The sequence below is a fragment of the Thermopirellula anaerolimosa genome, assembly GCF_054657335.1.
In genome coordinates, this window is the sequence record NZ_BAAHYX010000007.1 from 14252 (window position 1) to 29908 (window position 15657).

Annotated in this window: 12 protein-coding genes; 10 read left to right on the forward strand and 2 right to left on the reverse strand. The window is 57.3% G+C overall.

The features are described 5' to 3' along the window. Nucleotides 1-307: 307 nt before the first annotated feature. The 10 genes from ACYQ6J_RS17740 to ACYQ6J_RS17785 all read left to right on the forward strand — a co-directional run bounded on the left by ACYQ6J_RS17740 (nucleotide 308) and on the right by ACYQ6J_RS17785 (nucleotide 12961). The gene (locus ACYQ6J_RS17740; protein ID WP_460185567.1) at nucleotides 308-1627 is read left to right on the forward strand and encodes a hypothetical protein; all 1320 of its coding nucleotides are present in this window, start codon (nucleotides 308-310) and stop codon (nucleotides 1625-1627) included. A gap of 55 nt (nucleotides 1628-1682) precedes the next feature. Continuing rightward, on the forward strand, nucleotides 1683-2327 hold the full coding sequence (locus ACYQ6J_RS17745) for a hypothetical protein (RefSeq protein WP_460185568.1): 645 nt from the start codon (nucleotides 1683-1685) through the stop codon (nucleotides 2325-2327). A 170-nt stretch (nucleotides 2328-2497) separates the two neighbouring features. Beyond that, a complete protein-coding gene (locus ACYQ6J_RS17750; protein WP_460185569.1) occupies nucleotides 2498-4858 on the forward strand; it encodes a hypothetical protein in 2361 nt (786 codons plus the stop codon). A 23-nt stretch (nucleotides 4859-4881) separates the two neighbouring features. Beyond that, nucleotides 4882-5598 carry a hypothetical protein gene (locus ACYQ6J_RS17755; protein WP_460185570.1) on the forward strand — a complete coding sequence of 239 codons (717 nt, stop codon included), beginning with the start codon at nucleotides 4882-4884 and terminating at the stop codon, nucleotides 5596-5598. 26 nt (nucleotides 5599-5624) lie between these two features. After that, the gene (locus ACYQ6J_RS17760; RefSeq protein WP_460185571.1) at nucleotides 5625-7907 is read left to right on the forward strand and encodes a Tle-like phospholipase domain-containing protein; all 2283 of its coding nucleotides are present in this window, start codon (nucleotides 5625-5627) and stop codon (nucleotides 7905-7907) included. Between the two features lie 15 nt (nucleotides 7908-7922). Then, on the forward strand, nucleotides 7923-9896 hold the full coding sequence (locus tag ACYQ6J_RS17765) for an ankyrin repeat domain-containing protein (RefSeq protein ID WP_460185572.1): 1974 nt from the start codon (nucleotides 7923-7925) through the stop codon (nucleotides 9894-9896). 3 nt (nucleotides 9897-9899) lie between these two features. After that, nucleotides 9900-10268, forward strand: a complete 369-nt coding sequence (locus ACYQ6J_RS17770) for a hypothetical protein (protein WP_460185573.1) — start codon at nucleotides 9900-9902, stop codon at nucleotides 10266-10268. A 352-nt stretch (nucleotides 10269-10620) separates the two neighbouring features. Next, nucleotides 10621-11757, forward strand: coding sequence for an RHS repeat domain-containing protein (locus ACYQ6J_RS17775; RefSeq protein WP_460185574.1), 1137 nt, complete (start codon nucleotides 10621-10623; stop codon nucleotides 11755-11757). 12 nt (nucleotides 11758-11769) lie between these two features. Next, complete coding sequence (locus ACYQ6J_RS17780) at nucleotides 11770-12420, forward strand: hypothetical protein (protein ID WP_460185575.1); 651 nt, start codon at nucleotides 11770-11772, stop codon at nucleotides 12418-12420. A 328-nt stretch (nucleotides 12421-12748) separates the two neighbouring features. Further along, entirely contained in the window at nucleotides 12749-12961 is a 213-nt protein-coding gene (locus ACYQ6J_RS17785; protein WP_460185576.1) for an RHS repeat-associated core domain-containing protein, read from the forward strand. A gap of 884 nt (nucleotides 12962-13845) precedes the next feature. Here the strand turns inward: ACYQ6J_RS17785 and ACYQ6J_RS17790 are convergent. Then, nucleotides 13846-14277: a hypothetical protein gene (locus ACYQ6J_RS17790; protein WP_460185577.1), complete on the reverse strand. Its 432-nt coding sequence runs from the start codon at nucleotides 14275-14277 to the stop codon at nucleotides 13846-13848. 128 nt (nucleotides 14278-14405) lie between these two features. After that, nucleotides 14406-15635, reverse strand: a complete 1230-nt coding sequence (locus tag ACYQ6J_RS17795; protein WP_460185578.1) for an ankyrin repeat domain-containing protein — start codon at nucleotides 15633-15635, stop codon at nucleotides 14406-14408. Nucleotides 15636-15657: the final 22 nt, after the last annotated feature.

Below are 15657 nucleotides of genomic sequence, written 5' to 3' on the forward strand. Positions count from 1 at the left end.
TGGCGTGGAGATTGTACACAGGATGCTTGGTTGACCGTTGCAGCAAGGGCACGGGGCAGACTGTGGCTGGGATTCGGCGCGGTAGTAACGGACAGTTCCGGCATCCGCAAAGTTTTGAGCCGCCGTCAATCGCAGCCTTTGGAATCGCGGCGACCAGCAGCGGAACTTTCCGGCTGGGGCAACCGTCCAAGGTACTGGATACAACCAGTACCAGTGGGCGATTCCGGCCGGGGCAACCAGCGACCCGTTCCCGGGCAGTGTCTACGTTGAGGGGATTGCCACCGGTCGCCAATCGGTCACCTGGGAGTTGCTTAGTCCGGAGGGCCAGGTTCTCGCCAGCGATACTGTGGTCGTTACGGTCATTGATTTTGGTCTGGCCAGTGTGGACCTGGAAGCAACCGATGCAGCCCGCAAGCACGACATTACTCGTGACACCGGCGGCGTATACGATGACGTGGAATGGGTCGATCCGAGTCCGGATGGCACTTTGCAAGGAGCCCCGGACGACCATCGCCTGCCGGTCTGCTACACGCGGAGCGGCCCGCACGGCGATGTGCACGTGCGGGTAGAACAGGTCGACATAAGACTGCTGGGCAACCTGGGAGCAACCAGCGTGATGGTTCGGGCCAACGGTACGATAGGCGCTCAGACAATCACGCTGCCGGAAACTGCGGCCACCATCAGTGGGGATCAGATCGTGGCGATGAACCTCAACTCGCCTGAGGCGATTCCCGACGTGATCCGCAACACGGAGATTGTGCTCAACTGGCAGGTATCGCTGGACGGCGGCCCGTGGCTCGACGTCGGCAGCTCGGTCAACACGGCCTACGTCACCTGGGACGATCCGTTGACTGCCGCCCCGTTTGAGACCTGCCTGTACGTAGGATGCCAAGCAGCAGATGGTGCAGGAGGAACAGTTGGTGTAGATGAGTCCATGGTTCTTGCCGAGATTTGGTCGGACTCGTTTAGTACGCTAGATGTCAAACGTGCTGACGGGCAGTTGTTGACCTACTACGGTTTTCGAGATAACAACGGCAACAGCATGTATGATCCTGGGATTGATGACGACTTCAATGATCCCAGCCGGTGCCCATGGACCGGAACCGCCGATCTACTTGCAAACCGAAATGGCCAATGCCATGCGTGGGCTGAATTCATGCGCGACGTGCTGGACGCTCAGGGGATAGGGGCGATTAACGGGCACTCTACGCAGATCATAGCTGTCAGGATAAAGCAGCAGTTCCATGGCTTCGCCATCAAGAATTGGGCGACGAGTGGCACTAGCTATCCGAAACTTATCATCGATCTGGACGCAGGGGTTGATGGTTCGTCAGCCACAACTCCTGATCCTAATTCCAACCAAGCGGCTGATGCGCCCGGCGTACCTGGTCAAGGCACATCACCTAATCCACCGGCGGGCTTCTCCAACCATTACATTGTCTGGGCAAACGCTAGGTACTACGATCCGAGCTACGGCCTGGGGCCATTCATAGATCTGAAAGACTACGAGGATGCAGCGCTTGCTGGCACTATCATTGTTGTGGGGAATGAGATGCGGCTTACACCACTACCGGTGAGTGACGGCGATCCCAGCACCACGTCCGACTTGGTCTGCACCTACCAATAACCGAGGACACATATTGGCAATATCGGATTCCACACAGACAGGAGCAAGCCCTGCAATGAGCATGCAAGTAGTTGTACTGACTGTGATCTTCACATGTGCTGCCGACGAACACATGCCTCTTGTGAGATTCGCGCAAACAAGAGGAGGATCTCCTACACAAGCAATAACCCCAGAAATGCGAGAGGCTTTGGCGCGTTTCCGGAAGGTACATCCTGGCATGGAAAAGGACACGCTTGATAAGGCCGTTGATGACCTCTTTGCCGAGTTTGCCAAACATGACCCAACAGTATTCGTGCCCCTGGTCGTAAATGACATGATCCGCCTGGCGCCGCGTGACCGGCGTACGGTTTTCGTGCTCCGGCGAAGCCTGCAAGCAGGTTGGATCCCCCCTGCTCTTGGCCATGGGTTGCTGGTACAGGTTGGCGACTCTCCTGAGGAACATGTCAAATGGCTGATTCGCGAGTTGCAGAGTCCCAATACCGCGCGGCGGATCGAAGCCATCAGGGCACTCAGTACTTGCGGTGCTGCGGCAAGAGATGCAGTCCCGTATCTAGAGAAGATCATGCGCGCCAGCCGGGCGCCGCCTGAAGACTATAAGCGTGCGTACAACTGGAGCTTCCCGATGCCAGAACACGTGCACGCCTATTATGCCATTAAGGCAATCACCAACGCGTTAGAATCACAAAAACGGGAGCGCTAGAAGACGACACGCGTTGTAGTCTGTCAGACATAAGAACGCATTTCGGAAATCGGATCTGCGACCCATCGTATGGCACGGAGTTTACAAGTCTCGCTCGTGGGGAAGATCACAGTGTCGACATCCGAACGGACAACTTCAAGCCGGATGGGTACAGCGACAAGCTTCTTGCCGTGCGGAGCCAACTCGATCTTACGTCGCTGGTCACCCAACCGACTTCAAGCAACGGCGCTCCGGACTGGGCCGATGAACCGATGAACAGCCCGGACGACGACCTCCATCCCATCGTGCTGGAGGTCTGTTTGCCCGATGCGAGCAGTATGGCTGGCTTTGAACTGCATCTCGAATGCACAAGCAATCTCAGCCTGTGGCAGGACCAATCGAAGAACCAGCTTCCGCTCAGCGCGAGCGAACTGCGTCTGCGGCACTACAAATGGACGTTCGGGTCCGGCATGCCCAACTACCCATCGCCCGTGTATGTGGAAGGGCTTAACATGGGGCGCGGCCAGGTTTCCTGGGCGCTCAGGGACGCAAGCGGCAACACGGTCTACAGCGACAGCGTCGTGCTCACGGTCACCGGCGCGGATTTGGATGCGGATTCCGACAACAACAATTCTCTCGAGCGTAGCCTGCACGAGGATCAAGTGGAAGACGCACCGGGCGAGCCGGGGAAGATCATTCGAGCTGCCCTCCGTGACGATGCAGACCACGATCGCATTCCGGACTTCGCCGACGGATATGACCGCGACGGCGTGTTGGGCAGCAACGACGACTTCAACTGCGGGGCGCTCGCCAGCCTCGTGCTCGATGTGTTTCCCCAGATCGACCCAGGGTTGGCTAGGTTCAAGTTTGCCTATGGAGCCTCTGATCCGGCTAGTGTTACCCAAAGCGGCGACCTCTACATAGCAGCACCGGGCAATCTTCGTATCTGGAAGAAAGACGCAAGTGTGCAACGCAACAAGCTCGACGCGGCCACCGGAGGAGACTATGTTGCGCCCAATGTCGAGTACACGGCCAGCGACCTGGGCCTCAGCAGTGGCAACCGCGTGGTTCAGTTCTATCTGGAAGGGATCAACCCAGGCGTCACCACGGTGACCCTCCTGACGGATATGGACGGGCCTAGCGGTCCGATGGGCTTTATCCCCATGGATACGGTCAAGGTTATGGTCGTGTACGTCGATCTGGATGTGAACAACAACGGCGCCCTGTTCGACGCGGTGGACGGCGTAGATTACTACTTGCCGGGTTACGAGGGCACGACGGACAAGCTCACCTTCAACAGGACCTTCAACACGATCAGCTATATGGGGCAGCACATGAAGCTCATCGCCGATGGAGTCGGCAGCGGTCAAGGGATCGATGCCGTCTCTTTCCGGATAACGAACACCACGAGTCTCCCAGGCTACGCCGAGAACAAGACCGCGTACATGGTCACGGGGCCGGTCCGGAATGACGATTACTCCTTTGCCCTCACCGCAAACAGCCGCGCGGCCTTCGGCACCATGGCCGCCACCAACACCTTCGCCGATTTCTACTGCAAGGATTACGGCGGCTCGGCAACGGTGGTGGCGAGCCTGATCAAGAATGGCGTAGCGGTCTTCACCTGGACGCTTGATGTGCCTACGGACACGGACCAGGACGGCCTCGCCGACCGCTGGGAGCGCCAGCAGATCGCCGAATGGAACACTCAATATGGTTACAGCCACGACGTATACGATCTGACCTTTGTCCGTCGCGATTACGACTGGGAAATGGCCGATCCAGATGCCAGCAACACGGACGGGGGCACGGATCTTCCGGCCCACAAGACCACGGGGGACAGCTTGACCGAGTTCCAGGAGTATCGGGGCTTCATACTCGATGGCGGCAACAGCCATGCCGGGGGGCACAGGCGGTTGAGCACTTCCCGGAAGGAACTTCTGGTGGAGGTGGACATAATGGAAGGGGTGGAGCACATGCCGACGGAGGCAGGTATTCGAAGCACCATGAACACCGTCTCAGCGGGCTTTGGCGACCTGACGGAAGGCGCCGGGATAGACCTCTACTATGTTATCGACGAGCCCACGGCAAGCCACCGGGACTTCAGCTCCTACGCACAGGCTGAATCCTGGGCCAACGCACACCGCCATCGCACGAATGGCCAGCCGAATATGCTGACAAAGTTTGTCTATCTCGCGTTCGCTGATTCGATGGCGGGAAGTACGGGAGGCTTTGCCGGCAGTTACGGTGCCTTTGTTGTGGTGGACTCGGCGCACGATTTTGCCACGAATCAAGGGTTCAACGTCACGAGCCACCGTGCCTATGTGGCTGCCCACGAACTCACGCACATGATCATCGACACACACAATGCCAACGGATTCAACGGGGGCGAACACCTGCCTGATCCAAACGAGAACGGAGTGCAGGACGACGCAGACGATGGGAGATACCTGATGTATCACCATCAAACGGCCCAGAATACGTCGGGTATCCACTTCAGCAACCCGACGCTGAGGCAAATAGACCTAACCAGTAAGGAATCGGTCGAACGATAGTGTCTAATCCGGACGCCTATAGCATGAACCGCTCGATTACTCGACATACACTGGCCTTATCGGGAATCATCACAGTCGCACTTTGCGCGGCGTCTCCCATTATTGCTGCCGAAACGAGCGAAGCCTCCACGGCGATGGCTTGGGACCGTGTTGATTTGGACATGGTCCCCGTTATTCCAGTAGTGAAAGCGGATCGTATGATCATCGAGGCTGTGCTGAGAAACATGTCGGACAGTCCGTTTCGGTATTTTGACGGCAACCAGGCGGGCCACCCTGTAGGAAATCTGCACATTGTTCTGACCAAGGACGGGAAGGAGGTTCCCTTCACGGTCGAACTCACTCCGCCCGCTGCGGCCCGAGCGAGCGTACGCACATTGGCGCCCGGGCAAGAGCTGAGCTATCGTATCGAGCTTCAATACTACGGCATTGCTGGCAAGGAAGGGGACCTTCCCCCAGGCCGGTATGAGCTTTGGGCACGTTATTCGGTGGGAAAGCACGCATGGTTTGTCGAAGAAATGGGGGTTACGCCCGCGCAAATTGACCAATTGGTGGCCATCATTGACTTGGTTGATGGGCCGAATAGCGCGTCCCTGGGCCTGATCGGTGGCGCGGTGGGGCTGACCATCGGCTTCCTCGTGGCGGCGTTCATCTTCCTGGGCCACCGCCCTTCGGCCCACGGGTTCCTCGGAACTGTACGGCACGCATTACATTTACGGCGCCGGGATCGAGGGGCGGCTTGACTTCACGATAGCAGGAGCCGGTACTCATGCGCCTGGCCAACACCGGCCTGTGGACGCCGCTGCCCGACGATGATGATCCCGGCGACGACCCGGCCGATGGCGTCCACGATCACCGCACCTCGGTGCTGACCATCATCCCCTCAGTGGACATCGACACCGACAGCGACAACACCGGCGTCATCGACCGCAGCGACGGGGAGGAGGAGATTGAAAATAAAGCCGGCTACTCCGGGACCTGGGTTGTTTGGAATAGCGATGATGACAACGAGAATGGGATTGCGGACTATCTGGAAAACGCGGAGTACGCTTATCCTCCCGGCATGAACTGGCAGCCGTTCACCGATGATGATCTGGTTCCAATAGTCCTCGATCGCGGCTTTGAGGACCTGTCGGGGATGGACGGATTCGTGTTTGAACTGAAAGTCACACTCGGTGACGGCCTCAGCTACTGGCTTGATGCGGAGAAAACGCCCATTACGGCCGACGAGTACGAGACGATCACCGAGGCTGGCAAGCAGAAGGGCGTTTATCGATGGTTTGTTTCCGGCGAAGCAGTGAGTTACCCACCGATGATCTACGTCGAAGGCATCGAGCCCGACGTGCAGACCGACACCCTCATGTGGCGTCTGTTTAAGCCGATCCCATCAGATCCGCCGGGTGGTGATCCTACGTATGAAGTAGCTGAGGTAGACGTGGTGAAGATGACAAACCCTGCGGTGGACATCGACATCGATAGTGACAATACCGCCGATTTCGCGGGTCCGGATCGGTCCGCCCAAGAGGAGTATCTTGAGGCGCACCCATACGGACTTGGGAAAGTCATTGTCCCCAACTGGGGCGATGCGGACGGCGACGGGGTGCTCGACTGCTGGGATGGTTACTGGGTCGGGACCAGCTATTTTCAAGACGACGCCAACGCGAGTGCAAATTTCGTTCCCCTCGTAGTCGAAATCCCGGAGTGGATTGACCCGACCACTGCGAAGCTGTCCTTGGATTACAATATGGCAATGACGATCCCATCGGGCGACCCATCACAGCGGCCTGACGGGGATGCCAAGCTCCGCGTGTGGACAAAGGACGGAAATGTTCGCCGTAATGGAAGCACCGTCACTGACGATCCAGTGACCAGTGGCGATTTCGTCATGGCGGGAATGGTGTATAGTGCCCTAGCGCTGGGCTTCAGCGAGAATGTCCACTCGATCACGCTGTATGTGGAGGGAGTGACAGAAAACGTCGATACGAAGACCCTCGAGCATGTTCGGGAAAATGGCAAGCCCATCACCTCGATCGTATTGAACGTGTACCCGACCGGAAACGTGGCAGAAGGTCCGGTCATGTCCGACAGGGCCAATTACCTTGTTGCTAACACCGATTCGTTCTTCCACTACTTGCTTAAGAACGAAGACCTGCGGTTAGCCTTGGCCTCCGAGGGGATTTACGACCGAGATGATTTGCCACAGTATTGTTTGGAGCCCCTGAATCGGGAAGAATTGATTGGCACAGGAATCGGCCAATCGGAGATCGCTTTCAAGGAAGTAAAGATGAAAGTTGATGTGAATGATCTGGTCCGCGACAATCCAGCCACAGGCTTCGCAGCGGGAGTCTACCATGATTACATCTCCGGGAAGAATATCGTTGCGTTCCAAGGTACCGACGCTACGAGCTTTACGGACTGGTATAATAACTTCCGTCAAGCGCTAGGGCACTCGTCGGAACAATATGACACGGCAATGCAAATCGGCCTCGATGTAGGACAACATGCTCGGGTTCGCTCAGGAGAGGAGCTAATCACTCCCACACTTCCCTCTGGGTGGGCGTTCACGGGCCACTCTCTCGGCGGAGGGCTGGCCAGTGCGAGTTGCCTGGTGGCCGACGAGTTTGATAATAACCGACAAGGAACCCCGTTCCTTGCCGCCACATTCAACGCCGCGGGGCTGCACGTCAATACGCTGGGTCGCGTTCCGCTGGACATCCCAGAGTCAGAAATGCACCAGAGGTCGCAGGGCCTGATCACAGCCTACGTTGTGGACTGGGACATTCTCAACAACCTCCAGGATGCCGGGAATATCACGATTGATATTCTGGTTAATGTACCCACTGCGGTAGGCGCTCGGGTGACATTGGACAGCCCGCTGGACCTCGAGATGGCCTTGGGCACGTTCCAGGTTATCTTTGGCGTCGTGACCCTTATTGCGGGAGGCGCGGGAGGCACGACAACCATCGCGGGTGTGTACCAGATTTTGGACACGATGGTCGAGGCCCACGGCATCTACGTCGAGTGCCTGTACGCCCATATCGCCAACCAGTAGAGGAGGATTGAAACGATGAGACGTCATACGGTGGTTGTTCTCTGCGTGGCCTTCGTGGTTTTGTCGCTGGCCTCGTGCCGCAAGGAAGGCGGCGATGGAAAGAAACGGCCTGAACCCCGCGGCCCCATTGGCCAACTGCTCGAGATCCGTCGTATGCTGGCCGACCCGAGTTACCAATTCCGGGGAGTTCCCCCGCATGAGCGGTTGGGCTGGAAGGCCGAAGATTTCTTCACCGATCCGAAGGTGATCGCTCTGTGCAAGGCGATCGAGGCGAAGGATCTGGCCAAGATCGATGAGCTGGTCGCCCAAGGTGCCGACGTGAACGCCAGGGGACGCGCCAATATGACGCCCCTGTTCTGGGCCTTTCCCATGGGTGAAGAGGTCTTCCGACGGCTACTTGAGCAGGGGGCCGATCCGAATGTGCAGCTAAGCGGCGAACTGCCCGGGACACGAGAGACGAAGGATCTGGCTGGCCGATATCCGATCTGCCTTGCGACGCATCCATACGGTGTGAGTACGGTGTTCCCTGAAGTCACTACGGACGATCCGGACGTCCCGCTACGCTACCTCAAGCTACTGCTGGAACATGGTGCGGACCCGAACATTGAGCGAACCGATGGCTGGAAGCAAATTCTCTGTCGCGGGGGGGAGAGTCTCAGGCTACTCATTGCGGCCGGGGCGGATGTCAATTACGTCGATCCTACTTTTGGTCAGACCGCCTTATTGTACCAGATTGGCCTTAGGTATTCCGGGCCTTTGAAGAATACACTAGCGCTTCTTGAAGCCGGCGCCGACTTTCGGATTGTCGATGCTGAGGGGGAAGATTTCGTTCTTAAAAATGTCTTTCATCTCGTGGATCGTGAAAAGTCAGACCATCATGACCAACAGACGGAGGCGTTACGAAAGGCCGTCCGCGAGTTTCTTACGGACCACGGATGCGATCTGGAAGCAGCCTGGAAGGCGAGAACCGTTGAGCAGAGAGTGCTGGAAGAGGCCTTTCCCAAGGCCAAGCCGCTTGATGACTACGAGAAACGGAGCAAGCTGTGGAGTCGGATCAACAGGGCCACGGCGGCTCGGCTGAGGGCGAAGATAAGAGCCGAGCAGGAAAAGTCAGGCGACGAACGGACTCCCGTCCACCTGCGTCCCTGGCTGAGGCCGAAAGGCCGTCCCCATGAGCGCGTCCGCTGGAAAGCCGAGGATTTCTTTACCGATCCCAAGGTGATCGAACTGTGCAAGGCGATCGAGGCCGAGGACCTGGTCGAGATCGATGAACTGGTCCAATCCGGCGTGGATGTGAACGCGCGGGGACGGGCGAATATGACGCCCCTGCTCTGGGCCTTTCCCATGGGTGAAAAGGCCTTCCGACGGCTACTTGAGCATGGGGCCGATCCCAATGTGAAGTTGACGGAAAGGATTTACCCATTTTATGCCGGTGATTCGGTGACGTTTCTCGCAGCCGGTCCCAGCCCGTCTCATGCCTGTATTTTTCACGACGTCTCGATGGACAACTACTTGAAGCTCGTCTTGGAACACGGAGGCGATGCGAACTTGCAGAATGGCCACGGGCGGACGCCGCTTTTCGCGGCGGTGACGGCCTTCGAAGACTCCGAAAGGCGCATTCGATTGTTATTGGAAGCAGGGGCCGATATCGATCATCAGGACCTGTACGGCGACACGCCGGCGATGTTCGCCGAACGCCATCGCCGCTATGATTCGTTGCTGGTGCTTCTCGAGGCCAATGCGAATCTGCGGTTGGTCAACAAGAGCGGCATCGACGTGGTGTTCATGGTCGGCCGACGGCTCAATTGGAGCACGGGCCGAGCGGAAAACGAGACTCCTGTGGTCAACTGGTTGAAGCAACGGGGCTACGATCTGGAAGCGGCCCGGCAAGCATGCGAGAGCTACTTGCCTTTGCGAGGCGTACCCATCGACCAGCGACCCTGGATGAATCGCGACCTGGCTGGTGATTCCCCAGCCGGAAAGGAGTAACCCATGGACACCGACGAATCGCAACCGAGAAAACGGGGCGGCTGCCTGACCGCCTGGTTGGTGTTCCTGATACTTGCCAACCTCTGGGTCGCACTTCAGAATCTGGTTGCTGGCGCGATCGCGAGACAAGCGATTCCAGACCTTCCCGCGTGGGTGATGCCGCTAACGGGGTTGTGGGCCCTGGCAGATTGCGTATTCGCCATTGGCATCTGGAAGTGGAAAAGATGGGGCTTGTACGGTTTCATTGGGTCGTCTCTCGCTGCTTTCGTGGTCAACCTGATGACCACTGGATTTGTGTTGGCACTGCTGGGCCTTGTGGGTGTCGGGATTCTTGCTTTTCTGCTGCGCCCGGTCTGGCGGCACTTGGAATGAACCTCTCGTCGACGTTACCTGAGACAATCGAATCCACATGGCACGCCGACGGGAGCGGGTCACGCCAGACGGACTTCGTGTCCGACTCCGGTGCCGTCTATGTACTACGTGACTGGTGGGTCGGAACGTGTCAACCGGTTTGAGACAACCGCGGTACGGAACTAGGCCCTGTCTGAAAACCGCTCTTGCCAGGTTGGGAACAGGGCTTATCATGATGGACAGTCGAAGAGGTTGTCAATGGGGCCGAGTATGTGCAGGGAGGGGGATAGACGATGTTGCGCCGAGTATTGACGGATGAACGCTGGGATTTGATCAAGGACATGTTCGATCAGCCGGCTGCGACGAGGCGGCCGTGGACTGGGTGATCCGCCAATCGTACGACCACGAGAACCGCCTGGTGCGGCGGCGGATGGACGGCGACGGGGACTACGAACAGAAACGGGTCTTCGCCTACGACGGCAATCAGATCGTGCTGGATTTCCAGCATACGGGCGCCGGCGACGCGGCCGCCTCGGACCTTCGGTGGCGCTACCTGTGGGGCCCGGCGGTGGATCAGATCCTGGCCGAGGAGGCCGTTGACGGCGGCACACCCGACCTTGTACAGTGGACGCTGACGGACCACCTGAACACGGTCCGGGACATTGCCAAGTACAATCCGGGCAGCGACATGACCACCGTGGTCAATCACCTCATCTACGACGCTTTTGGTCGGGTCACGTCGGAAAGTAATCCGACTATCGATAGTCTCTTTGTATTCACGGGTAAACCATTCGATAGTGACACGCAACTTCAAAACAACCTCAACCGCTGGTATGACGGCCGTGTTGGCCGCTGGCTGAGCGAGGACCCGGTAGGCTTTGCTGGCGGCGATGGGAATTTGTATCGGTATGTGGGGAATGGGCCGAGCGGAAGATTCGATCCCGTTGGCCTGCGAGAGCCGGAGGATCCGTTTGACGCCGTGATGTTGGGTATAATAACCCCACAAGAAGCTCAGTACTTCTATAATCGCTCCCGAGAGGAGTTAAGAGAGTACATTAAGTGGCGTTTACGCGAGGGCCGAGACGCGATACAGGTCACCGATCCTCCAGCGTCCACCAAATTCCCGATTGGTCGAAAACCTTTGGGCTGGGTGCTTGCACAGCTTTGGCCGCTACCGGGCGAGCGATGCGCTCGGTGTGGTCCCGAGCAATTGCGCGAGCTTGGAGAGGCGATCGAGCGGGTGGCCAAGAATACGTGGATCTTCGATTTTTGGCCGAACGGATGTGAGCGTTGGGCAATGGCCTTTGAGAGGAACTGGGCCGATGCAAAGGTGTGTAGTCCCTGCCTCGCTGAACACAATATCGGTTTTCGGACCGCATCAGCAATTGGAGGTGGTCACGCATATTATTATTTTCTGTTATGTGACCGGGTAACTACGGTGAGAGTGGATCACTGGATTTATCAGTTCTTTGCCTACGGTGGAACAACTTGCTTCGAGATTGTGCGATAGGAGTAACAAATAATGGAGCATACTTCATTATTTCGGGCCAGGATAAACATAGCCCTATACGCAGTCTTGCTTTGCTACGGCCTTCTAGGCAACTATGCGATTTATTTGCAGCTGGGATGGCCAGGGATCATAACTATCGGCACTGTGGCTGCCGTTGTGGGTGCAGCGACCTGCGTTTATGGCAGTAAGTGGCGTTTTCAGGCGCAGTTCTGGATTCATGTATTAATCGGAATTGTGGCGTTCTTCTCCAGTGGCTTTATAATGTTGACACTCGACCTTTGGGAAGCTGTCCCCCGGCCAAACGGACCGTTCTTTCCCTTCGCATTATTGGGCAGCATAATGGTTTTGCTAGCCGTATGGGGTATGCGCGCGAATTATGCCTTGTCCATGACGTACTTTCAGAATCAAGTTCTGGAGAGGATTCTTGCCCGTAACGTCCTCCTCATCACCGCTATTCCCTTGTTGGGAACTCTCGTGTTAGGCCTTATTGTAGCTGTCACTGATGAGAGCGCGATTGTTTTCGGCGAGAAGATAGCAGACGTTGTCTACGTGGTGTTCTTAGGGAGCGTGGTAGCGGTGCTACTATCTGTTCCCTGGATTGCTTTATATGTCGCTACACGGATTGGGCTGGGGCGTCACGAATCACGCCTGGACTACCGGTAATAACCCTATGTACGAATGGCCCAGAAGTATCATAGCCGCATTCTTTCGGAACTCCCGCACCACTCGGCGTCCATCAGTACGATACGCTCGTGCGTGGGAGCAAGGGGTATAGATAGAATTACGGAACAACCCTCAGGGCGGACGGCGAGCACGACAAAAGCAAATCGTAAGACCAACCGGACGTTGACACCGCCAGGGCGGAATTCGTACAGTGGACCCTGACGGACCACCTGAACACCGTGCGGGACGTTGTCCAATATACACTGCAAACAGGGCCGAGTATAATCAGTGTTGGAAACCGTGACCGGACTCAACGAGGGCAGCGACCGTGGTCAGTAACCTAATCTGTGCAGTTTCCAGCAGGGTGACGGGGGCGACCAATTCGCCCGAAGCTCTCTTTGCAACCACCCCGGCGGTGGATTCTTTGTTCCTGTTTACTGGCAGACCATTTGATCAAGACACCCAACTCCAAAACAACCTCAACCGCTGGTACGACCCCGCCGTGGGAAGGTGGCTGAGCGAGGACCCGGTAGTGCTCTAGGGGGGAGGTTTCTCACGGATAGTTCAAGGGCGGACAACGCGGAGCGAGCGATTTCGATTCCGCTGCACTCTGCGGAGCAAACCCGGTTGAACCGCCAAAGAGGCGGGAGCCAGTCGCCGCTTGTCGGTCGCTCCGGCTCGGGGAATTCCGAAGACCGTTCGGCCCGCTGTGCTGATTCCCTCTCGTTGCGAACCCTGCTCCGCGCGGGTTAGACCTGTCCGAGCCGCGACCGCAAGGAAGCGGCCTCTCACAAATCGCAACGTAACGCCATTTGTGCCAATAGGTTGTAGCGCGGCGGCCCGTCTCGGTTCGTCTCGGTCACCCAGCAGTTCAACACGGCCACGTCGATGGGCCGGCTGGTGCTCAACGTTCTCTTGTCCTTCGCCTCCCCGTTCAAAACGCTCTTTATAACCACTCTCTTCTTGACCGATTTCGGAAGTGCTTATCTGAGAAGAATTTACCGAGTTCGAGACCCGTTCGGTGGGGCAAATCATTCCAAACGGTCTCGAACTATTGGTCGCGGCTGGTGCCTCCAAAGAGGGGATAGAATTGTTAACACGAGATCGCGTTTTTCGAGGGATTGAAAGGTTGAAACGGCGGTTTACAAGCGGCCCGGGGGAAGGTGGCCGGCTCCCAGATGGTCAGGCCTGTGGGGCAACAGTTCACACAAAGTGGCACATTTGGCAGGTGATGTGGCGGTTTGTGCCAGCAAGGCGGCAAGATCGGTGTAGCTATGAAAGGGTAGGGGAACCGAGGAGTGCACGAAATGCAGGCCAGGATGCCCCACAGCTTGCTGTGGGGAGAAATGGCCACTTAGGGCTGTGGGAGAAACCCGCATGCAAGGCCCTTCCATTGAGAAGTCCCGCAGCTTCCTGCGGGGAGTTTCACTTCATCTCGCGCCACACCGGGCGCAATAGAACAAGCAGAATCGCCAACCCAACGAGCCCGGACAGGGAGATGGCAATCTGAAGAGCCCTCACGAGGAAAACCGACGTTGGATGCATGCCGGCTGGAAGAGGCTCGAACACTCCAAAGGCCGCCGTGTTGATCAGGGACATAACAGCAACCGAGGCGGCAAAACCATACACGCCCCACTTCTTCCACTTCCAGATGGCAATGGTGAATACGCAGTTTGCCAGGGCCAACAATCCCGCCACTGAAACGACCCAAGCGGGCAGAGACGAAAACACTTCCCTCACGCGCGCACCGGCAAACAGCTCGTAGCATCCTCCCCATAGATTAGCCAACAGCGCGACTACCAGGAACGCCGTCAGACAGCCACCGCGTTTTCTCGGTTGCGATTCCGGCACGCTCACGCGAAGTCCCCTTTCTCAATGAAGGACATGACCGGCCATTGTTTTGATGCCCATGCTGGTACCAATCGCTCGGCGAAGATACAAAGCCGGTCTTTCCTTTCTTCTGCGCTGGGTCTAATGAGAGTGTGTTACTCGGTGACGTTTCTCGATTCACGCTTGACAGGATTCAACCACGGGCGCCGCTCGACAGGCAGGTCTCGGAGCGGAGGGTATGTGCCTACGATTTGCCGCGCGGCCTCCACGTCGTATCCTTTCCCTTTCAACCAGTCGAACACTGGCTTGTCATGCTGGGCCCGGGCGGTCGGAAACTCCAAGCGCCGGGCGACCATGAACACCACATCAAGGCCGCTTCTGTTGACCAGTCGTAGATCGGCTCCGGCCTCCAAAAGCACAAGCAGGGAATCGTACCGGCGATGGCGTTCGGCGAACATGGCCGGCGTGTCACCGAATCGGTCCTGATGGTTGATATCGGCCCCTGCCTCCAGCAACAGTCGAATCCGCTTTTCGGAGTTCTCGAAGGCCGTCACCGCGGAAAAAAGTGGTGTGCGGCCATACCCGTTTTCAATCTCAGGATCGCCTCCGTGCTCTAACACCAGCTCGAGGTAGTTGTCCATCGCGATGTCGTGAAAAATGCAGGCATGCGAGGGGCTGGGGCCGGCCGCCAGAAAGGTAACCGAATCCCCGGCGTAAAAGGGGTAAATCCTTTCGGTCAGTTTGATATTCGGATCGGCTCCATGTTCGAGTATCCGGCGGAAGACTTCCTCGCCCACAGGAAACGCCCACCAAAGGGGCGTCATGTTACCGCGCCCCGGTGCATTCACATCGGCACCTTGCTCGATCAGTTCGTCGATCTTCACCAGATCCTTCGCCTCAATCGCCTTGCATAGGGCGATCACCTTCGGATCGGAAAAGAACTCTTCGGCTTTCCAGCGTCCACGCTCATGCGGAGAGCCCTTAGGACGGAGCCACGGGCGCAAGTGCGCTGGAGTGCGCAAGTTGCCCAGCTCCTTTTCTTCGGCCTCGATCCTGGCCCGCACTCTCGCCTTGGTGCGCTTGTGCATACTGATCCACAACTTCACCCGCTTCTCGTGGTCGTCGAGCGGCCCGGCCTCGGGAAACAACTCTTCCAGAACTCTTTGGTTGACGGTTTTCGCTCGCCATGCTGCTTCCAAGTCACATCCGTGGTCCAGAAGAAACTGGCAAATCGCCTTTCGTAACGCTTCATTCTCTTCGTGCGCATAAGCGAGTTTCTGATGTCCCAGAAGATATCCAACGTTTTGCCAGACAAAGTCCTCCCCTTTGGGGCCCACAAAGCGAAAATCGGCGCCGGCCCTTAAAAGTGCCAGCGACCGCTTCATAGCACCCCAGGACGAACAGTCT

Coding starts and splice junctions, on each gene's coding strand:
- ACYQ6J_RS17745 (WP_460185568.1), top strand. CDS start 1,683: ATGAGCATGCAAGTAGTTGTACTGACTGTGATCTTCACATGTGCTGCC.
- ACYQ6J_RS17765 (WP_460185572.1), top strand. CDS start 7,923: ATGAGACGTCATACGGTGGTTGTTCTCTGCGTGGCCTTCGTGGTTTTG.
- ACYQ6J_RS17795 (WP_460185578.1), bottom strand. CDS start 15,635: ATGAAGCGGTCGCTGGCACTTTTAAGGGCCGGCGCCGATTTTCGCTTT.
- ACYQ6J_RS17760 (WP_460185571.1), top strand. CDS start 5,625: ATGCGCCTGGCCAACACCGGCCTGTGGACGCCGCTGCCCGACGATGAT.
- ACYQ6J_RS17780 (WP_460185575.1), top strand. CDS start 11,770: ATGGAGCATACTTCATTATTTCGGGCCAGGATAAACATAGCCCTATAC.
- ACYQ6J_RS17755 (WP_460185570.1), top strand. CDS start 4,882: ATGAACCGCTCGATTACTCGACATACACTGGCCTTATCGGGAATCATC.
- ACYQ6J_RS17770 (WP_460185573.1), top strand. CDS start 9,900: ATGGACACCGACGAATCGCAACCGAGAAAACGGGGCGGCTGCCTGACC.